This window comes from Micromonospora yongxingensis (assembly GCF_052601155.1).
The window spans coordinates 174,822-196,854 of record NZ_JBQXEO010000006.1 but is presented as its reverse complement, the minus strand read 5'-3'; the positions used below and the strand labels follow the sequence as shown (position 1 = coordinate 196,854).

The following is a 22,033-nucleotide window of genomic DNA, read 5'->3' as shown; positions in this document are numbered from 1 at the left end:
GCAGCATGCCGGACAGCGAACGCGAGGCGGAACTGTTCGATGCCGAGCGCACCCTGCAGGCCGCGCAGCGGGCCGGCGACGTCGCGGCTCTCGACCAGCTGCTCGTCGACCAGCTGATCGCCGTCGGCCCGGACGGCGGCACGTACACCAAGCGCGACGACCTGGCCGCGCACCGGGACCGGACCTCGGTCATCGAGGAGCTGGTCGAGGAGGATCTGAACCTGCTCGTCGTCGGGTCGACCGGAGTGACGTTCTTCCTGGGCCGGGTGGCCGGGGTGTTCGACGGGGTGCCGTTCGCGGGGCGTCTGCGGTACACCCGGACCTGGGTGCGCGACGACACCCACGGCTGGCGGGTGCTCGCCGCACACATCAGCCCGGTCTGACCCTCCGGCAGGCTGGCGGCGGCACTACGGCGTGGGCGCGCGCTCGATGCTGACGTCGAGCGGCCCGATGCGCAGGGTGCCGTCGTTGAGCGGCGTGCAGCGGATGCCGCCCGTGGTGCGCAGTGCCTTCCGCGCACCCGGGCCGACCGTGACGTCCATCCACGCGCAGGGCCGGGCCGCCCGGTTGACCCGAAGACTGACCGGGCCGTCGCCGGAGTCCAGCACCAGCACCTTGCCGATCAGCTCGTCCACCGCGATGCCGGTGGTGAGGACGTTGCGCCGGACCTCCGCCAGGCCCACACCGGGTGGTAGCGACTCCTGGGCGATCACCGTCACGCTGGCGTCGCGGTGCGCCGGCTGACCGAAGTACCGGTCACCGACGATGCCGAGGCCGGCCCGGATCCGGACCACGTCGACCAGCTCACCGGGAGGTGCCGGAGCCGGACCGTCGGCGGGCCGGCCCAGGAAGCGGTGCACGGGCGAGGCCAGCAACTCGACGATCCGCGGCATGGCACGGATTCTACGAACCGGACGGACCCCTCCGGGCCGGCTCGGCGGACCCGGGCGTCGGCTGACGGTGGGGACGGTGGCATCGTCGCCCCGTCCCCACCGCGACGCCGATCAGGCCGGCGTGCCCGTGACGGTCAGGTCGCGCAGTCGGCCCACGTTGTCGAACGAGCCGAAGCCCACCCGCCCGGAGCCGAACGTGGTGTCCTTCGCCGTCATCAGCGGGTCCTTGCGCCCGTCGACGTAGACCGCGATCTCACCGCTGGCCGGCAGGTGGACGACCCGCACACGGTGCCAGTCGGCGTCGGTGATCGCCGGGTTGGCGCCGCGCGAGCGGCCGTTCCACTGGTGGTCGATGCGTTCCCGGTCCGCATTGTCGACCTTGAAGATGCCGTTGTGCGGATAGATCGTGTTGTCGGTGGACAGGTGCGCGTAGTAGAACTCCGTGTCCGACCGCCAGCCGAAGACGATGATGACGTCCCGGTTGCTGACCTCCACGGGGGCGTCGAGCCGTACCCGCGCGTCGACCTCGACCGACGACCACGCCGGACCGGCGGTCAGGACGGCGTACTCGAAGGGCCGGCGCGGCCCGGGCCGGCTGACCCCTGCCTCGGCGAGGATGACCTGGTCGCGGGTGAACTGCCACTTCGCCGGGGTCACCGGCGCCCAGTTGGAGGCCCCCGCCGTGCGACGCACGGTGGTGTTCCCGACGTCGCCGCTGGCGAAGACCCGGGTGCCGGTGACCTTCCAGATCTTTCCGTTGGCCTTGGCGACCACGTAGAGCTCACCGGCGGCGTCGGTGCCGAAGCGCAGGTCGACGCGGTTGGGGTCACCGGGGGCGCCGGGCCCGGAGAGGTCCCGCATCCGGACGGGGCTGCCCGCGGCGTTGAACAGGGCGAGCTGGTGGATCGGGGCCAGGCCCCGGCCACGGCGCATCTCGTTGGCCTCGGTGTAGAGCACCCGGCCGTCGACCAGGTCGCCGAAGACGTACTTGCCGCGCAGCGCGGGCACGGCGCGTCCGCGGTAGACGAACCCGCCGGCCACCGCGACGCCGACGTCGGCCGTGCAGTTCCAGTCCGCGGCCGGGTCGTGGTCGTACGCGGCGACCGGATACGTGTATCCGTACCGGTCGTCGTCGGCGGGCAGCGGGAACAGCCGGTCACAGGGGTTCGTGGCCGCCTTGTCGAAGACGAAGGATCCCTCGCGCTCGCTCCAGCCGAAGTTGTCGCCGGCGCGGACCTCGTAGATCGCCTCGATGGCGTGCTCACCGATGTGCCCGAGGTACATCCGGCCGGTGGCCCGGTCCCAGCTGAAGCGGTGCGGGTCGCGGAAGCCCAGGGCGTAGATCTCGCCGAGCGCGCCGGCCCGGCCGACGAACGGGTTCGAGGGGGGAATGCCGTACCGCCCGTTGGCGGAGTTGGTGCCGCGGGGGTCGATGCGCAGCAGCTTGCCGTGCGGCAGGCCCAGGTTCTGCGGGTCGGTGTTGCGTACGCCCAGGCCACCGTCGCCGACCGCGAGGTACAGCAGGCCGTAGTCCCGGTCGTGGCGCTTCGCGGTCGGATTGAAGTTGATCTCCTGGATGCCGTGCACCTGGCCGCCGAAGCCGATGCGCAGCACCTCGCGCCGGGTACCGGCGAACGTGTCGGCCGCCGGGTCGGTCGCCGTCCACTCGGTGATGACGCCGTGATAGATCGTCCCGGCCTGGGCAAAGTCCGGCGGGGTGGTCGTCGCCGACGCCAACTCGGTGTGGATGGTGTAGAACCGGCCGTTGGCGCCGAACTCCGGGTGGAAGGCGACGTACCCGAAGCCCTGCCCCAGGCCGCGGCCGGAGAAGAACCGCGGGGCGAACGTCGCCGCCACGTCGAGGTAGACGTGCGGCACGCCGCCCTCGACCAGGTAGAGGTTGCCGTTCAGGTCCGGCACGGCACGCCGGCCCGAGCCGTCGGGCAGCTCCATGATGGTGTTGATCCGGGCGGTACGCATGAGCCGCTGATCCGTGGGAGCCGGTGTGGGGTACGACTGCGGGAAGCTGGCGTACTCGCTGAGGACCAGCCCCAGCCGCGACTGGACCGGCATCTGCGGGACCGGGTCGTACACCGCGTCGGCGGCCCGGGCGGGTGTCGCGAGCAGGGTGGACAGGACCAGCACGACGGCGGTGAGGCCGGCCGTCAGTACGGATCTGCGGATACCGCGGGCGCGGTCGTGGAGGGTGAGCACGCGTGTCTCCTTCTCGGTGGGACGGTGCCGAGGGTGGTCAGCGGGCCAGGTGGCGGTACTGCCTCCGCACGTCGCTCGCGGAGACCACGCTGTCGAGGAACATCAGGCCGTCCATGCGGCAGTCGCACGGATTGCGCTCCAGCGTGTCCTGCGGGAAGCTTCCGCCGATCTTGATACCCCGGGGGTCGGACGCGGTGGTCACGTGCGGGCCGGGTCCCGACACGAGCCACGGGTCGTCGGTGCGGGTGTAGAAGCCCGGCACCGGTTCGCCGTTGCGGTAGAGGGCGAGGGCTCCGGTGCCGAAGTCGAAGGTGGCGGCGAGGTGCACCCACTCCCCCGCCGGCAGCAGGTCCCGCCAGTCCTGACTGGCGGCGAACGTCTGCGAGTTGCCGCCGTCGAGCCGGCGGCCGAGCGCGACCAGGCGCAGCTCCCCGTCGACGTCGATCAGCTCCAGCAGGGCCCGGACGCCGTGGCCGTCGGAGTCGCCGGTCAGCACGCCGGCCAGCCCGATGGCGTTGTACCGGTCGTTGGGGTCGGCGGTGGTGGAGTTGGGCAGCGGGCTGTCCATCTGCAGCTTGAACCACCCCATCACGGTGGTGCCCGCGGTGGCACTGAAGGCGCGGAGCGTCCGGACCCCGCTGGCCGACCAGGTGCCGGCCTTCCAGTCGTCGTTGCCGGCCACCGCCGGGTCGACCTGCCGGGTCTGCAGCGCTCTGCCGCTGCCCCGGTAGGCGTGGTCCGCCACGCGCATGGCAGGACCGCCGTTGATCAGCTCGATCTCGGTCCCGGAGCGGCCCTGGTCGCGTTCCAGCGCGGGGTCGCCCGGCACCGGGTGGTCGAAGTCGTACGCGGCGACCAGGTGTGGGCGCAGCGCCGGATGGACATCGGACGGACGGTTCCGGTCCGCCTGCGCCGGTGGGGCCCCCGTGCCGGTCAGCACGCCGACCGCCAGCAGGGAGACGGTGGCGACGGCGGCTCTTCTGGCCCTGGACATCGCGTTCACCTCATTTCGCGGCACGCCGGTGCGGACCGACGTAAGCGCTTACGTAAGCGCTTACGTACCCTAGGCTTCGACGATCGTCACTGGCAATAGATCAGGTGACATGGATGTCTCCAGGGAGTTGCGGATGCCCAGGGCCGGCCAGCGACCTCGCCTCGTGGACGTGGCGGACCGCGCCGCCGTCTCGCTGGCGACCGCCTCCCGCGCTCTGGCCGGCCGCGAGGGGGTCAGCGCCGAGGTGGCCGACCGGGTCCGGCAGGTCGCCCGCGAGCTGGGATACGTCGCCAACCCGTACGCCCGCACCCTCGCCGGCGGCGCCAGCTCCACCGTGGGGCTGATCGTGCACCAGGTCGACGACCCCTACTTCTCCGAGATCGCCAGCGGGGTCATCCAGGTCGCCGCCGAGCAGGGGCTGCTGGTGCAGATCTGCGAGTCCGGTCGCGACCCGGCCTACGAGCTGCAACAGCTACGCCACCTCATCGCGCAGCGGGTCGGCGTCATCCTGATCAGCGGCTCCGGTTACGACGATCCCCGGTTGGAGGCCGAGGCCCGCGCCGAGCTGGCGGCGTTCCAGGACCACGGCGGCCGGGTCGCCGCCATCGGGCGGCACGCGCTCGGCGTCGACGCCGTCCTGCCCGACAACGAGGCCGGCGGCTGCGCGCTCGCCGAGCACCTGATGGATCTCGGCCACCGGCGGATCGCGGTGGCCGCGGGCAGCGCCGGTCTCACCACGGTCGCCGACCGACTCGCGGGCGTGTCGGCGGCGCTGCGGCAGCGCGGGCTGTCCCCCGCCGACCTCGCCGTGGTGCACGGCGACTTCACCCGTGGCGGCGGCCGGGCGGCCACCGAGCAGATCCTGAACCAGCACCCGGAGACGACGGCGATCATCGCGCTCAACGACGCGATGGCGATCGGGGTGCTGTCGACGCTGCGAGCGCGCCGCGTCCCGGTGCCCGAACGGATGTCCGTCGTCGGCTTCGACGACGTCTCCGTGGCCGCCGACCTCGCGCCCAGCCTCACCACCATCCGACTGCCGATGACCGAGATGGGCCGCACCGCTCTCACCCTCGCGCTCAAGCCCCGCTCGGCGCGGCCCAGGCGCCGCGCCACCGGGCACCTGCTGGTTGTCCGCGACTCGACCGGCCCCGCGCCGAGGGCCTGATCCGGCAGGCCGGCCGTCCGGATTCGGCCGCGATCCCGTACCGCTTCTGGCACGGTCGAGAGGTCCGCCCACCCCGTGGCTGATCAGGAGAGGTCATGGCCGAGCACGCTGTGCGCCACCGGACGGTGGTGGTCGACGGCATCACGATCTTCTACCGCGAGGCCGGTGCCGCCGACGCGCCCGTGGTGCTGCTGCCGCACGGCTACCCGTCGTCGTCGTTCCAGTTCCGCCACCTGCTGCCCGCGCTGGCCGACCGGTGGCGGGCCATCGCCCCCGACTACCCCGGCTTCGGCTACAGCGACCTGCCCGACCCCGGCCGGTTCGCGTACACCTTCGACGCGCATGCCGAGCTGCTCCGGCGGTTCACCGAGGTGCTGGGGCTGACCCGCTACGTGATCTACCTCCAGGACTACGGCAGCCAGTTCGGGTTGCGCCTGGCGATGGCCGCGCCGGAGCGCGTCGCCGGTCTCGTCATCCAGAACGGCGACATCTATCCCGACCAGCACGGGCCGAAGTACGAACCACTCAAGCGGTTCTGGCGCGATCCGACCGACGAGGGCCGCGACCAACTGGCCGCCGCCATCACCGAGGAGGGGTTCCGCCGCGAGTTCCTGGGCGAGCTGCCGGACACCCTGACCGACCGGGTGAGCCCGGATCTGTGGCGGCTCTCCGGGGCGCTGATCGCCGATCCCCGGCGACGCGACGCCTGGCTCCGCCTGCTGGCCGACCAGGGCAGCACCGTCGACTGGTTCCCCCGCCAGCAGGAGTACCTGCGCACCCACCAACCGCCCACGCTGATCGTCTGGGGACCGCACGACGGCTACATGCCGGCGGGCGCGGCCCGCGCGTACCTGCGGGACCTGCCCGACGCCGAGCTGCACCTGCTCGACGGCGGCCACTGGCTGCTGGAGACGCACCTCGACGAGGTGGTACCGCTGGTCCGCGACTTCCTCGCCCGCGTCCAGCCCTGATCGGCCGGGCGCCGTCACAGGTGGGTGCCGGTGCTCATTTCCAGACGGCGCCGCGCGGGGGATGATCTCGGGATGACTGCGACGAGGGGTACGCACGCACTGCTCGGGGCTCTGTACCTGGCGGTGGCCACGGTCGGGGTGTGGTTGCTCTGGCTGGGTTGGGACACCGAGTACACCGTCGACCCGGAAACCGGCTCGACCAGCGGCCCGTACGCCGCGTGGCAGGTGATTGGCTGCGTGCTGAGCCTCGTGCTGCTCGCCACCCTCGCTGTCCGGCGGCTCAGCCCGTGGCTGGTGGCGCCTGTCATGACGGTGGCCTTCACGGTGGCCTGGTCGTGGCGGGCCACCTCGACCGACGACAGCGGGACCTGGGCCGTCGGCGCCGTCCTGGTGCTGGTCGGGATGGCAGCCGGCAGTGTCGCGGTGAGCCTCGCCGTACGCGGTCTGGGCCGACGGTTCGCCAGCCGATCCAGTTAGGCCCACGTCCGCCCATCGTGGACGGTCCGAATCTGTGATCTCATGTCGCCATGATCACTCCGACTCCCCTCATGAGCCTGGTGGCCGGCGTCTGGGGGTTCAAGACCCTCGCGGTCGGCGTCGAACTCGGCCTGTTCACCCGGCTCGCCGACGGCCGGACGATGACCGTCGAGCAGGCCGCCGCCGAGTTCGGGCTGGCCGACCGCCCCGCGGACCTGCTGCTGGCTGCCAGCGCCTCACTCGGTCTGCTGGAGAAGGCCGGCGACGGGTACCGCAACTCGGAGCTGGCCGAGCAGTTCCTGGTGGAGGGTCGCCCGTACTACTTCGGAGCCCAGGTCCGCTACTCCGACCTGCGCACCTACCTGCCCTGGCACCGCATAGCCGAGGCTCTGCGCACCGACCGGCCGCTGACCTGGGACCCGCAGACCCAGCAGTCGATGTTCGACACCGAGGACCCGGAGATGCTGGCGCAGTTCTGGGACGCCATGTACTCCACGTCCAGCTTCACCGCCAGCGCCCTGGGCGAGGCGTACGACTTCTCGGCGTACCGCCGCCTGCTCGACGTGGGCGGTGGGGCGGGCGCGTTCCCGATCGAGCTCTGCCGTCGGCTGCCGGAGCTGCGGGCGACCGTCCTGGACCTTCCACACGTGTGCGTCCGCGCCGAGGAACGGATCGCGGAGGCCGGTCTGACCGGCCGCATCGACGCGGTCGCCGGCGACTTCCTCGCCGATCCGGCCCTGCCGGACGGGCACGACGTCATCCTGCTCAGCATGATCCTGCACGACTGGGACGAGCCGACGAACCGGGCGCTGCTGGCGCGGTGCCACGCCGCGCTGCCGCCCGGCGGCGCGATCGTCGTCTGCGAACTGCTGCTCAACGACGAGCGCACCGGCCCGCCGGAGGCGGCGCTGATGGGCATGAACATGCTGGTCGAGACCGAGGGCGGCCGCAACTACTCGGGTGCCGAGTACGTCGCCTGGCTCACCGACGCCGGCTTCGTGGACGCCCGGGTCGTGCCGTTCGATGCTCCCGGCGCCAACGGCGCGGTGGTGGCCCGCCGGCCCTGACGGACGACGACACCCGGCCCACGGCGGGCCGGGTGTCGCGGTGTCCTCGCCGTGCAGACGTCCGATCCGGTACGGCCGCGGATCAGGCTCGCGCCTTCGCCGGCTGCTTCATGAAGTCCATGATCGCCTTGTTGACGTCGTCGGCGTGCGTCCACGGGATGCCGTGCGGCGCGCCCTTGAGCGTGATGAGCTGGCTGGTCGGCAGCATCGGCGCGAGCCGCTGACCGGTCACCGGAAGGGGCAGCACGTTGTCCTTGTCGCCCTGGACGATCAGAACAGGCACGTCGATCTTCGGGAGGTCGGGGCGGAAGTCCTCCAGCCAGGCGTCCACCGAGTTGTGGGTGGCCCTGCCCGAGGCCATGGCGCCGATCTGCCAGTGCGCCCGGTACGCCTCCTCGCTGACCAGCTTGCCCTTGTTCTCGCTGTAGTTGAAGAACGCGTCGCAGAACTGGGTCAGGTAGGCGAAGCGGTCCTTGATGATGGCCTGCTGGAAACCCGTGAAGAGGCCCCTGTCGACGCCCTCCGGGTTGTCGTTCGCCTTGCCCAGCATGGGTTGCAGCGGGCTGAGCAGCACCGCCCTGCTCACTCGCCGCGAGCCGTAGTTGCCGAGGTAGCGGACGACCTCGCCGGTGCCCATCGAGTGACCCACCAGGGTCACGTCGCTCAGGTCCAGCTCGGTCATCAGCACGTCGAGGTCGGCGGCGAAGGTGTTGTAGTCGTACCCGAACGCCGGCTGGGCGGAGTTGCCGAAACCGCGCCGATCGAGGGTGATCGTCCGGTATCCGGCGTTGAGCAGCGCGTTGGTCTCCTTCTCCCAGGTCGCCCCGTTGAACGGGAAGCCATGGATCAGCACCACCGGCTGTCCGGTCCCGTGGTCCTCGTAGTACAGGTCGATGGGCGCGGAATTTTCCGTCCCGACGGTGATGAAAGGCATGGTTTTCTCCTGCTCCGGTTCGGGCTGTCGGACGCCAGCGCTTTCCCGCCCGGTCGCCGGATATGCCGGCACCGCAAGGCCCTCACCGGGTCCCACCCCCGCTCGACCCCATCGACATTTATCAACGTCGTTGCTAGGGTCGCCGGTAGGAAAGTTTCGCCACACGGGAGGTGGGCATGCCTCGACGGACCCGCACGGGGGTCGCCGCGTTGGCCGTCGGAGCGGCCACGGCCGCCCTCGGCGCCACGCCGGCCCACGCCGACCCGGTGGTGCCCCGGCACGCCATCGTCGTCTGCCAGAGCGCCAGCTTCTACGCCAACTACGACTCCGCCGGCGGTCCCACCGGCCTGAAGCGCACGCTCGGCTACGGCGACAAGATCGGCCACACGCCGGGCGCGCACCCGGTCTACAACGGGTGGGCGGCCTCGTTCGACTTCGGTCCGAACGACTGGGGCTACCTGCGGGCCGAGTGCATCGGCGGGTACGACTCGTGGTGACCCGGGCCGCCATCCGGGCGACGTCCTGCCTGCTGGTCGGGGTCGTCGCCGCGACGATCGCCGCGCCGGCCCCCGCGCAGGCCGCCAACGGCACGATCGGCCAGCGGGAGACGGTGTGCGCGAGCGACCTGTTCGTCCGCACCCAACCCAACGGGGCGTGGATGGGCACCCTCTACCAGGGCCAGACCTTCCTCGTCGAGGGTCCTCGCAGCGGCGGCTACATCTACGGCTTCGCCTACGGGCACATCAACCGGCGCGGCTGGGTCCAGGATGGCTGGTTCTGCTGATTCCGCCGCCGGCGACACCGATCGGTCGGAGGTGTCCGACCGTGCCGCACCGGCCTAGCCTCGAAGCGTGACTCTTCCACCCCGGCTACGGGCCGTCAGCGACCTGCACATCGGCCATCCGGAGAACCGCTCGTTCGTGCGGGAGCTGCGCCCGGGCAACGAGAGTGACTGGCTGCTCGTCGCGGGCGACGTGGCCGAGCGCTTCGCCGACATCGAGTGGGCGCTCGGGCTGCTCAGCAGCCGGTTCGCGAGAGTGGTCTGGGCGCCGGGCAACCACGAGCTGTGGACACCGCCCGACGACCCGGTGCAGCTACGCGGCGAGGAACGCTACCGCGAGCTCGTACGGCTGTGCCGGCGGTTGGGTGTCGTCAGCCCGGAGGATCCGTACCCGGTGTGGGACGGCGACGGCGGGCCGGCCACGATCGCCCCGCTCTTCGTGCTCTACGACTACACGTTCCGGGTGCCCGGGGCGCACACCAAGCAACGGTCACTGGAGCTGGCGTACGAGGCCGGGGTGGTGTGCACCGACGAGTTGCTGCTGCACCCCGATCCCCACCCGACCCGGGAGGCGTGGTGCGAGGCCCGGGTCGTCGAGACCGAGCGCCGGCTGGCCGAGCGGGACCCGGCCCTGCCGACCGTGCTGGTCAACCACTACCCGCTGGTACGGGAACCCACCGACGTCCTGTGGTACCCGCAGTTCGCCCAGTGGTGCGGCACCGTCCGCACCCGGGACTGGCACCTGCGCTTCGGGGCCGCCACCGTGGTCTACGGGCACCTGCACATCCCCCGGACGACGTTCCACGATGGCGTGCGTTTCGAGGAGGTGTCCCTCGGCTACCCGCGTGAGTGGAAACGGCGCGGGCCGGTGCCCGACCCCGTCCGCACCATCCACCCTGCCGACGACCTGCGCCGGATGGAACAGCCAGCGGGATGACGCACCGCGGTCCGGGCGGCCACCGGTCCTCTCCGGCGGCCGCCCGCTCGCCGGTCAGCTCGCGTACGCCTCCAGCGTCGCCAACTGTCCCGCCGGCCAGCCGGTGTTGCCGGTGACCGTGATCCGCAGGTAGCGGGTCTGCGCGGCGGTGAAGGTGAGCGTCACCTGGTTGCCGGTGGCCGGGTTGAAGGTGCGCCCGGCCGAGGCGACCAAGGTGCCGAAGCTCGACCCGTCGGTGCTGCCCTGCACCGCGAGGGTCTGCGTCCGGGTGGCCCACGCCGCCGCCGGCGGCAGTTTGAGCACCACCCGCCCGACCGTGCGGGCCGCGCCCAGGTCGACCTGGACCCACTGCGGGAAGGCGCTGTTGACGCTCTCCCAGTAGCTGTTCGGGTCGCCGTCGACGATGTTGCCCGATCCGTAGCTCTGGGTGTGGCTGCTCTCCGCGGTGGGTCGGCCCCGGGCGAGGTCCGCGTTGGCGGGGGCGTCCGTGGTCGCCGTGACCGCGTTCGACGGGGCCGAGGTGTTGCCCGCGGCGTCTCGCGCGGTGACCGTGAAGCTGTACGCGGTGGACGAGCTGAGCCCACTCACGGTGGCCGTGGTGCCCGTGACGGTCGCGACGACCGTCGCGCCCTGGCGCACCTGATAGCCGCTGACCCCGGTGTCGTCGGTCGACGCCGTCCAGGCCAGTGACACGCTGGTCGCCGTCCGGCCGGTGACGGTGAGGCCGCTCGGCGCGGTCGGCGGCGTGTCCGGCGTGCTGGTCGAGGCGTACACCTCGACCTGGGCGAGTTGGGCGGCCGACCAGCCGGTGTTGCCGCCGATGCTGAGGCGGACGTAGCGGGCGGCGCTGGCCGGCAACGCACGGGTGACGGTGTTTCCGGTCGCCGGGTCGAAGGTGAACCCGGCGGCGGGGCTGATGGTCGTGAAGGACGTGCCGTCGACGCTGCCCAGCACGGTGATGGTCTGGGTCCGGGCACCCCAGCCGGCGGGCAGGCGCAGCACGAGCCGGGCGAGCTGGTGGCTCGCGCCGAGGTCGACCTGCCACCACTGTGGGAAGCTGCCGTTGGCGCTCTCCCAGTAACTGGAGGCGTTGGCGTCCACGGCGTTCGCCGCCGGGAACGCGCCGCCCTGGCTGCTGGCCGAGGCGGGCCGGCCGGCGGCCAGGTTCCCGCCCGGCACCGGAGGCGGGTCGCCCACCATCGGTTGCGTGGGGCGCACCGGGGTGAGGGCGAGCTGTCCCTTGAGCATCCGACCGCCGTCGGCGGTGATCCGCAGGTAGTAGTCGGAGGAGCAGGCCACGCCGTCCTCGTCCAGCGCCCGGATGTTCGCTCCGGTCGGGGTGGTGGCCTGTGTCTCGGAGGTCTTGGCGATCTGGTTGCCCTCGTTGTACTCGTCGAACATGGACACGTAGAGGCCCTGGGAGCCGAGCCGGACCATGTTGTAGATGTGCCGCCAGTAGAAGTCGCCGTGTCGGCGGTGACCCCCGGCGAGGTCACCGGGCATCACGCAGGGCTGGTAGTCGATGCCGCGTGCCGCGCAGTCGGCCATGTCACCGACGTTGACGTTGTTGTAGTACGAGTCGAGCTCCTCCACGGTCCTGGCCCGGTAGACCATCCAGGGCGAGATCATGTTGAACGCGTGGTAGACGTCGAGGAAGCCGGGGCGGGAGTCCTCGATGCCCTGCCGCCACCAGGTGGGCACGCCACCGATGACGTAGCAGCCCTGCGCCTTGAACCAGTTGACGACCTCCAGGCAGGGCCCCGGGGTGAAGGGCCGGCTGGGCTCGCTGAAGCCGAAGCCCCAGATGCAGACGACGGGCTTGCCGTTCTGCCGGGCGTACGCGGAGGACGCGACGTGCGCCGACATCTTCGTCGTCCAGTCGGTCTTGATGTCCGACTGGAAGGTCAACCAGTCGGTGACGTCGTACATGATGTAGAACTTGCGCCCGTACCGCTCGGCGGCGGAGCGCACCTTCTGGGTCATCGCGTCGCGGGTCGGGCCCTCGTCGCCGGTCGGGTTGAACCGTTGCAGTGCGGCGGTGTCGCAGCCGTACTCCTGCATCCACCGGAAGTGGGTGTCCACCGTCTGCTGGTCGTAGGAGGAGAAGAGGGTGGCCGGTGAGCCGTTGCCGAGGTTGGGATAGGCGGTCGGGTAGCTGCGCGTGTACTCGCGCATGTCCGGCCAGGACACGATCGTGGTGTTGGCGGGCGAGGGCGGTTGGAACCGGTCGCGGCTCCAGTGCCACCAGCCGCCGATGGGCGCCGAGTCGCCGGGGGCGCTGAACCAGCCCTGGTAGCCGACCGTCACCTTGCCGACCACGTCGCCGGGAGGGCTGGCGGCGTGGGCCGGGCTGGCGAGGGTGGTGAGCAGCTCGGTGGTGGAGGCGGCGGCGAGGGCGGACCCCGCCATCACCGATGTGACGAACCTGCGGCGGGAGACCGCCATGACGACCACTCCTTCGGGACGGAAGGCATTGACGGTCATCGTGGCAGTAGCGAATGTCGGCACGCAAGAGTTCGACTGATCCGTGAAATTACTGGCCAAAGCAACGGCAGGAGACGAGCACCCCGCCCCTCCGGTCCGGGAGGGGCGGGGTGCGACGATTCAGGCCGCGAAGTTGCGGAACAGCAGGGACGCCAGGGCGAGCGCCAGCGCCAGGTTGAACACGGTGGCGCTGGCGAACACCGCGACGGGCCGCCAGCCGGCCTCCCGCAGCGACGCGACCCGGACCTCCAGGCCGATGCTGACGAAGGCCAGGATGAGGAACCAGACGCGCAGGTCGTTGACGATGGCGATGGTGGCCTTGCCGTCCGCGCCAGCCGCGTCGAGATACCAGGTGGCGATGACCGACGCGGCGACGAAGCCCAGGACGAACTTCGGGAAGCGCCGCCACAACTCCCCCAGACCCGGTCGGGCCGCGCCGGGCCGGCGCTCCACCCGCAGCGTGAAGTACGCGGTCAGGGCGACCGCGACCACGCCCATGAGCGCGTTCTGCGTGACCTTGACGATGCTGGCGATCTGGAGTGCCTCCTCGCCCGCGAGCGCTCCGGCGGCGGTGACCGCGGCGGTGGTGTCGATGTTGCCACCAATCCAGGCACCGGCCACCGCGTCGGACAACCCGAACACGTCAGCCAGCCAGGGCAGGACGAAGATGGACGGCAGCGCGAACACGATCACCAGACTCGCCGTGTAGGCCAGTTGCTCCCGACGCGCCCGGACGGCGCCGGCGGCGGCGATCGCCGCGCTGACCCCGCAGATCGACACCGCCGAGGCGAGCAACGCGCGCAGCTTGTCGTCGAGCCCGAACCGGCCGGCCAGCCACCAGGTGAACAGGAAGACCCCGCTGATCAGCAGGATCGCCTGGGCGATCGCCGGGCCGGCGGCGCTGGCGATGACGGCCAGGTTGATCGACGCTCCGAGCAGCACCAGACCGGTCTTGATGAAGAACTCGGTCCGGAACGCTGCGGCGATCCGGTCACGCCACCCGAGCAGCGTGACGGCGACGTTGCCGAGCAGGCCGAGCAGGATCGCGTAGACCGGGTACTCGATCGCCGCCCCGATGTCCTCGACGGCGGTGCCCTCGGCCCACGCGGGAACGTTCTGCTCCAGGTAGCGGGTGAGCGCGGCGAGCCCCACCACGACCACCAGACCGAGCGCCGTCCACGCCCAGAACCCGCCGTCGCGCGCCACGCTGGCGGATGCGGCGGGGTCGACGGTCGCCGGCGGCCCACTGTCCGAGGCGGGCTCGGCGCTCCCGGCCGGCCCGTCGTCCGTGCGGGGGGCGCCGGCCGTGGGGGTCTCGGCGTCCGTGCGCGTCGCGTCGGTGGCCATCAGGGCACCAACCCGGCGGGAATGGCACCGACCAGGACCAGACCGAGCAGGACCAGACCGAGGATGGTGGCCACCCAGTCCTCGTTGACGGCGAGCCGGGACTCCCCGGCGGTTGGCGGGGTGGACGGTGACGAATCCGTGCTCATGGCATACCTCCGAGGGGAAGGGCCCGATCCGGCCGTGGCGGGATCGGGACGGAACGCGGCTCGCCGAACGGCGAGCGGCGCCTGGCGCGATGGGCCACGGTCGACGTGACTGGCCGGCGGCCGAGGCCGGGTGGGTGCGCAGGCGGCGACGGCTCAGTCGGTCGCCGTCGAGCCGGGACAGAGCTCGGAGGCGACCCGCATCAGGTCCACGACCCGGCGGGAGGTGAGGAACGGACCGACCGGCATTCACCCATTTTCCTATCAGGACGATAGGAATTCAAGCCCGAGGGAATGACTTCTTCACCCGGCCGATCCATCACCAGCCGCGGCGGAGGGCCGGAGCCACACCGGCTCCGGCCCTCCGTCGGTACGCCCGACCTGCCTACGGCAGCGGGTACTGCGCGAGGTAGACCGGGACGCCGACCTTCGTCATGTCGGCCGCGTCGCCCACGCCGTTGACCACGTGGTCGATCGTGCCGGCACTGAGGTTGACGGTCATGATGTGGTGCAACCGCACGCCCGGCCGGTCCGGCACCTCGAACCCGTTCTCGGTGTGGATCGAGGGGTTGTTCTGGTTGAAGACGTAGACCCCGCCGCCGTACAGGGTGTGGTTGCGCACCCGGTCGCCGACCTTGTAGCCGGCCCAGCCCTCGACCGCGCCGTTCATCCAGTCCGCCTGCGTCGGCGGGTCGTACGGCAGCTCGTTCTGGTAGAGGATCGTCGTGCCGTGCTCGCCGTTCCAGACCGTGTTGTACCGCTGGAAGTGCTCGACGAACAGGCCGGTGGCGGTCACGTGGTCGCCGTTGATCACCGCGCCGTAGCGACCGGTGTTGGTCCTCCAGCGGTCCGTGTCACCGTTCACGCCCTGCGTGAAGCCCTCGACGCCGTGGTCACCGCGCCACACCCAGGTGTGGTCGATGAGCACGTTGTCGCTGTTGACCTGCAACGCCGTGTCCGCCCGGCCGATGTGCGGGCCGCCGACCCGGAAGTACACGTCGGACAGGGTGGTCGGGTTGGCCGCGCTGCTCGCGTTGTGCCCGTGCTGCCGGCCCACCCGCAGCAGGACCGGTGACTCGACGCGCCCGGCGTCGATCGTGACGCCGGCGACGACCACACCGGGCACGCCGGCGACGTCCAGCGGGATGGAGCCGTTCACCGCGGTGAGCGTGGCGTGGCCGATGCCGAGCACCACGGTGTTGGGCCGTCGCACCTCGATGCTGCGCGCGATGTCGTACGTGCCGGGAGTGAGCAGCAGGTGCTTGCCCCGGGCGAGCTGGCTGTTGATGACGTGCACCGAGTCCGACGGCTTGGCGACGAAGAAGTCGCGGATCGAGATCGTCCGCCCCGGCGTCAGGCCGTCGGCCCACGAGACGCCCCGACTGTCGCGCTGCACGGCGGGCACCCGCACGTTGTAGCGGCCCTTGCCGTCGACGAAGAGGTACGGCTTCTCCCGGCTCAGCGGAGTCGTCTCCAGCGTGGTGTACGGCGGGTCCGGGAAGGAGGCGTCGTCCGGTGCGCCCTCGACCCCGGCGAAGACCTGGTTCCACACCGCGTTGGACCAGCCGGCGACCTCGCTGTTGCGGGTCAGCCACTGCTGCTGCGACCCGTTGGTGGTGGCGGGCAGCCGGGAGTCGGCGATGAAGCCCCCGCTGGCGAACTGGGGGCCGGCGGTGCAGTAGTCCATCAGCGACAGCCCGCCGCCGCTGATGTTCAGCCGGCGCATCGACACCGCCTGGGACACCGCCCAGAAGTTCGCCGACGAGCGGCAGCCGTCCTGGCCCGCCGCGTTGATGGTGAGCGAGAGGTTGGACAGGGTGCGCCAGAAGTTGACCAGCGCGAGACAGTTGCCGGTGCCGCCGTCGGCCAGGCAGCGGTTGTAGACCTCCAGCTTGCCGTTGACGGTCACGTCGGTGGGCGAGGCGCCCAGACCGGAGACCTCGGTGTAGTAGCCGACCTTGGCCTGCAGGGGCTGCTCGGTCGTGCCGTACGTGCCCGGCTTGAACAGGTAGGCGTGCCGCGCGGTCCCCATCTCGTTGTTGACCTGCGCCGCGTGCGCCGCGTCCAGCGTCTGCTGGATCTCGCTGATCGGCATGCCCGGGTCGAAGATCGTGACGTTGGGTCCGAAGTCCGGCTCGCCGTAGGTCGGCCGGCCGGCGCTGGCGGCTGTGCTGGTCAACGTGACGGCGGTGGTCAGCGCCAGAGCGAGAAGGAGGGTGCGGCCGGATCGCCGGCGCACCCGTCGGGGCTGGGTTGTCATGCGGTTCGTCCTCTCCGCCGGCCGGAACGTGCTCCGGCCGGCTGGGGCGTGAGAGCGCTCTCTTGCCCCTCCGGGCGGCGGTTGGGCCGGATGGAGGGGTTGGCATGTTTCTACCTGGTAAATCGGCCGCACGCCATGACCGGGACCGGCGAAGTTCGGATCGGGCCGGCGAGAGTGGACGTTCCGCCCCTACACCTCGTTCAGGAACTCGTCGATCATCGGCGCGAGCCAGTCCGCGCGCTGCGGGATCGTCGTGTGGGTGGTGCCGGGCAGGATGGCCAGCCGGCAGGGCGGCAGACCGGTCAGGTCCCCGGGCACCGCGCCGCCGAGCAGCCGGAACATGCGCACCGCGTGCTCGGGCTGGACGATGTCCGCGTCGGCCAGCACGATCATCGTGGGCGCGGCCAGCTCGCGGATCTGCTCGGGGGCCCACTGCGGCAGATTCGCGTCCAGCACCTTCATCTTGGTGACCAGGTTGGCCCAGCCCGCCGGGTCCGGGGCGGTCCGCAGGTACTCCTCGTGGAACTCCGAGCCGTGCAGGTGCTCCGGTTGCAGATCCTGGATCCCGTCGAGCAGCCCCGGGTGCAGACCGGCGTCGTCGAAGCTCACCGAGGCGAGCACCAGGCGCCCGATCCGGTCGGGGTGATCGGTGCCGAGGCGCAGCGCGACCGCCGCGCCCATGCTCCAGCCGTACACGTCCGCCCGCTCGATGCCGAGGCGGTCGAGCAGCTCGACCACGTCGGCGGCGAAGTGCTCCACGGTCAGAGGGCGATCGACGTCAGGGGTACGACCGTGGCCCTGCAACTCGACGGCGATGACCCGGCGGGTCTTCGCCAGGAACGGCAGGATCGTGCCGAACGAGGTGCCGATGCCGGAGAGTGCGCCGTGGATCAGTACCAGCGGCCGGCCCTCGCCGTTGCCGTGCGATTCGTGGTGGATATCCATGCCCCCACGGTCCACCGGGGCGCTTACGGTCGCCTTCAGGTCCCCTTACCGCCTCGGGGCGTGGGGCAGACGGGGCCGGGCACGTCCGACACACGCTCTAGGATGACCGCCGTGCAGTTCGGGGTGCTCGGGCCGCTCGCCGTCACCACCGACGCCGGCGAGCCGGTGGTGGTGCCCGGCACCAAGGTGCGGGCGCTGCTGGCCGACCTGCTGACCAACCGCAACCAGGTGGTCTCGGCGGACCGGCTCATCGACGACCTGTGGGGCGACGACGCGCCCGCGAACCCGACCGGCGCCCTTCAGGTGCGGGTGTCCCAGTTGCGCAAGGCGCTCAACGACGCCGAGCCGGGTGCCCGCGAGCTGGTCGAGTCCCGGTCGCCCGGTTACCTGCTGCGGGCCGGCGCGGTCGACGCCGACCGGTTCGCCGAGCTGGCCCGGTGCACCGACGTCGACCGGCTGACCGAGGCCCTCGCGCTGTGGCGCGGCGACGCGTACGCCGACGTGGCCGACGCGGAGTTCGTCCGCGCGGAGGCGACCCGGCTGGCCGAGCAGCGTCTCGCCGTACACGAGCGGCTGGCCGGGGCGCGGGTGGCCCGGGGCGAGCACGACCTGGCCGCCGCCGACCTCGCGGAACTGGTGGCCCGGCACCCGCTGCACGAGGGCCTGCGGGCGGTGCAGCTCCGCGCTCTGTACGCGGCCGGCCGCCAGTCCGAGGCGCTGGACAGCTACGCCGACCTGCGCGACCGGCTCGCCGACGAGTTGGGCCTCGATCCGGGGCCGGAGCTGGTCGCCCTGCACCGGAAGATCCTCGAACAGGACGCCGCGCTGAGCGCGCCGCCAAAGGCCGCGATCATCCGCAACAGCCTGCCGGCCCAGCTCGACGAGCTGGTCGGGCGGGCCGAGGCGCTCACCGAGCTGCGCGACCTGCTACCCCGGCAGAGGCTGGTCACGCTGGTCGGGCCCGGCGGCGTCGGCAAGACCCGGCTGGCCACCGAGACGGCCCGCAGCCAGTCCTTTCCGGACGGCGTCCAACTGGTCGAGCTGGCCCCCCTGCCGGCGGGCGACCCCCGCGTCGCCGAGCAGGTGCTCGGCGCGCTGGACACCCGCGAAACCGCCGGCACGAGCCTGTCCGCCGCGGATCGGCTCGTCGCCGCGCTGCGGCACCGACAGCTACTGCTCGTGCTCGACAACTGCGAGCACGTGATCGAGCCGGTCGCCGAGCTGGTGGCCCGACTGCTGCGGGACGCTCCCGGGGTGAGCGTGCTGGCCACCAGCCGGGAACCGCTCGGCCTGACCGGGGAGCTGCTCTGGGAGGTACCCCCGCTGTCCGTGCCGGAGGACGGCGACCTGGACGCGGTCCGGCGCTCGGCGGCGGCCCGGTTGTTCACCGCACGCGCCGCCGCGCAGCAGCGCGGTTTCCGCCTCGACGGCCGGACCGCACCCGCCGTGGCCCAGCTCTGCCGCCGCCTCGACGGGCTGCCGCTGGCACTGGAGCTGGCCGCGACCCGCGTCCGCGCCCTGGGAGTGCGGGGGGTGGTGGACCGCCTCGACGACCGCTTCCAGCTGCTCACCACCCAGCAACGGGACGTGCCGCCACGGCAGCGGACACTGACCGCGGTGATCGGCTGGAGCTGGGAGCTGCTGGACGAGCCCGACCAGCGGGTGCTCGCGCGGCTCGCGGTGTTCAGTGACGGCTGCACCCCGGAGGCCGCCGAGCGGGTCTGCCGGACCGACCTCGACACCCTGGCCCGGCTCGTGGACCGGTCACTGGTCGTGTTGGACGACTCCGGCGTCAGCCCACGCTACCGGCTGCTCGAATCGGTCGCCGCCTTCTGCCTGGCCCGGCTGACCGACGCCGACGAGGCACGCGCGCGGCACGCCGCGTACTACACGGAGCTGGCCGAACGCGCCGATCCGCGGTTGCGCGGCGCCGACCAGCAGCGGTGGCTGGCACTGCTGGACGCGGAGACGGCGAACCTGCGCTCGGCGCTGCTCCACGGCGGCGGGCTGCGGCTGGCCGTCGCGCTGAGCTGGTACTGGTATCTGCGCGGTCAGCTCACCGAGGCCCGACGGGCGTTGGCGGTGCCCGGTGACCCGGCGCAGGAGGCACGAGCCGCGGCCTGGCGGGTCGGTTTCGCGCTGTTGCAGGGCGAGCCGGTCGCGGCGGCCGAGGTTCGCGCCGCGCTGGCCGGCGACCCGGACGGCCGCGCCGCCTGGTTCGCGGCCAACGCGGTGATCGAACACAGCGACCTGGCCCTGGCGTCGGAGCTGCTGCCCGCCGCGGCCGCCGACCCGTGGACCGAGGCGGCGGTGCTCAGTTCCCGGGCGAAGATCGCGCACGCCAACGGCGACCAGGCCACGCTGGAGCACGCCGCGACCCGCAGCGCCGCGCTGTTCGCCAGCATCGGCGACCGGTGGGGCCGGCTCCAGGCGACCGAGTGGGTGGGTGGGCTGGCCGACATGCGCGGCGAGCAGGAACGCGCCGCCGCCCTGCACCGGGAGGGGCTGCGGTGGGCCGAGGAGCTGGCGCTGTGGCCGCAGGTGTGCACCGAACTGTCGTGGCTGGCCTGGCTCGCGGTGCAGACCCGCGACTACGCGCAGGGTCGGGAGTTGGCCGAGCGCGCGTACCAACTTGCGGTGGAGCAGGCGATCCCCAGTGCGTTGGTCTTCGCGGAGATGAGCCTCGGGCTGGCAGCCCGCCGCGACGGCAAGCTCGACGTGGCCGTAACCCACCTCACCCGCCTCGTCGAGCAGGGACGCGGCGAGACGCAGCCCGCCCTCTACCTGCCCATGATCCTGGTCGAGCTGGGCCACGCGGTCGAGCAGGCCGGTGACCCGGACGCCGCGCTGGCCCTGCACGTCGAGGCGTTCGACGCCGCCGAGGCGATGGCGATCCCACGGGACGCGGTCATCACCCTGGAGGGGATGGCGTCGGCGGTGCGCTCCCCCGAGGTCGCCGCCCGCCTGTTGGGCGCCGCGGTCGCCGCCCGGCTCGCGGTGCGGGCCCCGGCCTCCCCGGCGGAACGCGACGACATCGACCGGGTGACCGGACGGGTGCTGGCCGCCCTGGGGCGGGAGCGCTTCGACGCCCTGGTCGCCGAGGGCACGAAGCTGAGCCCGGGCGAGGCCCGGGCCCAGCTCTGATCAGGTGCTCAGGCGGCCTTCGGCCGGTACGAGGCGATGATCACGCCGCTCTTGTGCACCCGGGTGTCGATCAGCTCGAACGAGGCCTTGAACTCCGTCAACGGGGCGGTCAGGTTGGCGCCACCCTCCAGCACCGGGGTGATCCAGAACCGGACCTCGTCGACCAGGCCCGCCTTGACCAGCTGCGCGGTGACCGAGCCGTAGCCGTACTGGATGATGTCCTTGCCGTCCTGCGCCTTGAGCTTCCTGACCGCCTCGACCAGGTCGCCCTGGAGCACCTCCGTGTTGTTCCAGGTAGGGTTGGTCAGGGTGGTCGAGGCGACGTACTTCTTGACGTTGTTGAAGTAGGCAGCGCCGGTGCTGGGGTCGCTCTCGTCCATGCTCGGCCAGGCGACGGACATGCCGTCGTAGGTGGCCCGGCCCATCAGCATCGCGTCGGCCTCGTCCGTCTGGGCACCGGCGAAGGCGGCGGCCTCCTCGTCGAAGTACGGCCCGGTCCACATGGGGTTCTCGATGACGCCGTCGAGGGTGATGTAGGTCGAGTTGATGAGCTTGCGCATCGGGATCTCCTGGTTGTCGGTGGTGCTCTCCGGTGACACCCAGAACCTTGCCGGCTGCCGCTTACGATTCGCTTCAGGTGCCCTTCACGGCGCCCGGAAGCGCGTCGGTCAGACCGGCTGCTCCGGGTCGGTCAGCGGGATCGGGAGCGCCTGCGCGGCCGCCGTGCCGCCACCGGCCGAGTGAGCTGGCGCGGGCCGGTCGCCGGTGCGGCTGTGCAGCCGCCCGCGCCCCGCCGGCCCGGCACGCCGGGTCACCTCGACAGTCACCATCCGGACCGGCGGCGGGGGCGCGGTGAAGCGTCCGGTTCCCCAGCGCACCCAGAGCGGAATCCGACCGGCGTCCGCCTCCGCCCGTAGTTTCTGCACCGTCCGCGCCCGGTCGGTGTGGTCGACCTCCACGACGACCGGCGGGCCGTCGGGGCGGGCGCACGCCACGTCGAGGACCGAGTGCCGCTGCTCCAGCGGTGGTGGCAGCGGCAGGACGCTGGGCGCGCGCCGGTAGACCCGCCAGCCCTGGGCCTCGGCCCACCGCGCCACCGACTCGATCACCCGCGTGGTGACCTCGTCGGCGTCCAGGTCGACGAAGGTCAGGTCGCCCAGCCACCGACCGAGGTCGGCGGCCAGCCGCTCGCCCTCCGTCGTGACCTCCACGGGCGCAGGATAACGCCTCGGCCGGCGGTGGTCGCGGTCGCGGCGAGGCGCATTGCCTGGGAC

The 22,033-nt window shown here is 72.0% G+C and carries 19 protein-coding genes and 1 pseudogene; 9 read left to right on the top strand and 11 right to left on the bottom strand.

Features of this window, described 5'->3' with window-relative positions:
• Nucleotides 1-5 precede the first annotated feature (5 nt).
• Nucleotides 6-383: a nuclear transport factor 2 family protein gene (locus ACTWLT_RS10700; protein ID WP_252415399.1), complete on the top strand. Its 378-nt coding sequence runs from the start codon at nucleotides 6-8 to the stop codon at nucleotides 381-383.
• Between the two features lie 24 nt (nucleotides 384-407).
• Here the strand turns inward: ACTWLT_RS10700 and ACTWLT_RS10695 are convergent, their stop codons facing one another.
• From ACTWLT_RS10695 to ACTWLT_RS10685, 3 genes and pseudogenes are all read right to left on the bottom strand, one after another.
• A complete protein-coding gene (locus ACTWLT_RS10695; RefSeq protein WP_445318196.1) occupies nucleotides 408-893 on the bottom strand; it encodes a molybdenum cofactor biosysynthesis protein in 486 nt (161 codons plus the stop codon).
• 942 nt (nucleotides 894-1,835) lie between these two features.
• Nucleotides 1,836-2,846, bottom strand: a pseudogene (locus ACTWLT_RS10690) (PQQ-dependent sugar dehydrogenase); the annotation flags it as partial.
• Nucleotides 2,847-3,144: 298 nt separating this feature from the next.
• Nucleotides 3,145-4,101 carry a LamG-like jellyroll fold domain-containing protein gene (locus tag ACTWLT_RS10685; protein ID WP_445318195.1) on the bottom strand — a complete coding sequence of 319 codons (957 nt, stop codon included), beginning with the start codon at nucleotides 4,099-4,101 and terminating at the stop codon, nucleotides 3,145-3,147.
• 133 nt (nucleotides 4,102-4,234) lie between these two features.
• On the opposite strand from ACTWLT_RS10685, the gene ACTWLT_RS10680 reads away from it, so the two are divergent.
• The 4 genes from ACTWLT_RS10680 (at nucleotide 4,235) to ACTWLT_RS10665 (ending at nucleotide 7,784) form a co-directional block, all read left to right on the top strand.
• A complete protein-coding gene (locus tag ACTWLT_RS10680) occupies nucleotides 4,235-5,269 on the top strand; it encodes a LacI family DNA-binding transcriptional regulator (protein WP_445318194.1) in 1,035 nt (344 codons plus the stop codon).
• A gap of 95 nt (nucleotides 5,270-5,364) precedes the next feature.
• The gene (locus ACTWLT_RS10675) at nucleotides 5,365-6,240 is read left to right on the top strand and encodes an alpha/beta fold hydrolase (protein ID WP_445318193.1); all 876 of its coding nucleotides are present in this window, start codon (nucleotides 5,365-5,367) and stop codon (nucleotides 6,238-6,240) included.
• A 72-nt stretch (nucleotides 6,241-6,312) separates the two neighbouring features.
• Complete coding sequence (locus ACTWLT_RS10670; RefSeq protein ID WP_445318192.1) at nucleotides 6,313-6,717, top strand: hypothetical protein; 405 nt, start codon at nucleotides 6,313-6,315, stop codon at nucleotides 6,715-6,717.
• Between the two features lie 50 nt (nucleotides 6,718-6,767).
• Nucleotides 6,768-7,784, top strand: coding sequence for a methyltransferase (locus ACTWLT_RS10665; RefSeq protein ID WP_445318191.1), 1,017 nt, complete (start codon nucleotides 6,768-6,770; stop codon nucleotides 7,782-7,784).
• Between the two features lie 82 nt (nucleotides 7,785-7,866).
• Here the strand turns inward: ACTWLT_RS10665 and ACTWLT_RS10660 are convergent, their stop codons facing one another.
• Entirely contained in the window at nucleotides 7,867-8,718 is an 852-nt protein-coding gene (locus ACTWLT_RS10660; protein ID WP_445318190.1) for an alpha/beta fold hydrolase, read from the bottom strand.
• A gap of 176 nt (nucleotides 8,719-8,894) precedes the next feature.
• On the opposite strand from ACTWLT_RS10660, the gene ACTWLT_RS10655 reads away from it, so the two are divergent.
• From ACTWLT_RS10655 to ACTWLT_RS10645, 3 genes are all read left to right on the top strand, one after another.
• On the top strand, nucleotides 8,895-9,215 hold the full coding sequence (locus ACTWLT_RS10655) for a hypothetical protein (protein WP_252415384.1): 321 nt from the start codon (nucleotides 8,895-8,897) through the stop codon (nucleotides 9,213-9,215).
• Entirely contained in the window at nucleotides 9,209-9,502 is a 294-nt protein-coding gene (locus tag ACTWLT_RS10650) for a hypothetical protein (RefSeq protein ID WP_445318189.1), read from the top strand. The genes ACTWLT_RS10655 and ACTWLT_RS10650 overlap by 7 nt, the downstream gene beginning before the upstream one ends.
• 67 nt (nucleotides 9,503-9,569) lie before the next feature.
• Nucleotides 9,570-10,436 (top strand): metallophosphoesterase family protein, encoded by an 867-nt coding sequence (locus ACTWLT_RS10645; protein ID WP_445318188.1) that lies wholly within the window; start codon nucleotides 9,570-9,572, stop codon nucleotides 10,434-10,436.
• 54 nt (nucleotides 10,437-10,490) lie between these two features.
• Here the strand turns inward: ACTWLT_RS10645 and ACTWLT_RS10640 are convergent, their stop codons facing one another.
• The 5 genes from ACTWLT_RS10640 to ACTWLT_RS10620 all read right to left on the bottom strand — a co-directional run bounded on the left by ACTWLT_RS10640 (nucleotide 10,491) and on the right by ACTWLT_RS10620 (nucleotide 17,615).
• Entirely contained in the window at nucleotides 10,491-12,881 is a 2,391-nt protein-coding gene (locus tag ACTWLT_RS10640) for a glycoside hydrolase family 99 protein (protein ID WP_445318187.1), read from the bottom strand.
• Between the two features lie 159 nt (nucleotides 12,882-13,040).
• A complete protein-coding gene (locus tag ACTWLT_RS10635; protein WP_445318186.1) occupies nucleotides 13,041-14,267 on the bottom strand; it encodes a YeiH family protein in 1,227 nt (408 codons plus the stop codon).
• Nucleotides 14,267-14,413 (bottom strand): hypothetical protein, encoded by a 147-nt coding sequence (locus ACTWLT_RS10630; RefSeq protein WP_445318185.1) that lies wholly within the window; start codon nucleotides 14,411-14,413, stop codon nucleotides 14,267-14,269. Before ACTWLT_RS10630 ends, ACTWLT_RS10635 begins: the two co-directional genes overlap by 1 nt.
• Nucleotides 14,414-14,795: 382 nt before the next feature.
• Nucleotides 14,796-16,670: a pectate lyase-like domain-containing protein gene (locus ACTWLT_RS10625; RefSeq protein WP_445318184.1), complete on the bottom strand. Its 1,875-nt coding sequence runs from the start codon at nucleotides 16,668-16,670 to the stop codon at nucleotides 14,796-14,798.
• Between the two features lie 189 nt (nucleotides 16,671-16,859).
• A complete protein-coding gene (locus ACTWLT_RS10620; RefSeq protein WP_445318183.1) occupies nucleotides 16,860-17,615 on the bottom strand; it encodes an alpha/beta fold hydrolase in 756 nt (251 codons plus the stop codon).
• A gap of 102 nt (nucleotides 17,616-17,717) precedes the next feature.
• Here ACTWLT_RS10620 and ACTWLT_RS10615 point away from each other — a divergent pair, with 102 nt between their 5' ends.
• A complete protein-coding gene (locus ACTWLT_RS10615) occupies nucleotides 17,718-20,759 on the top strand; it encodes an AfsR/SARP family transcriptional regulator (RefSeq protein WP_445318182.1) in 3,042 nt (1,013 codons plus the stop codon).
• Nucleotides 20,760-20,767: 8 nt separating this feature from the next.
• Here the strand turns inward: ACTWLT_RS10615 and ACTWLT_RS10610 are convergent, their stop codons facing one another.
• Together ACTWLT_RS10610 and ACTWLT_RS10605 are read right to left on the bottom strand one after the other, a co-directional pair.
• Nucleotides 20,768-21,358: a dihydrofolate reductase family protein gene (locus tag ACTWLT_RS10610; protein WP_445318181.1), complete on the bottom strand. Its 591-nt coding sequence runs from the start codon at nucleotides 21,356-21,358 to the stop codon at nucleotides 20,768-20,770.
• A 69-nt stretch (nucleotides 21,359-21,427) separates the two neighbouring features.
• Nucleotides 21,428-21,970: a hypothetical protein gene (locus ACTWLT_RS10605; protein WP_445318180.1), complete on the bottom strand. Its 543-nt coding sequence runs from the start codon at nucleotides 21,968-21,970 to the stop codon at nucleotides 21,428-21,430.
• Nucleotides 21,971-22,033 lie beyond the last annotated feature (63 nt).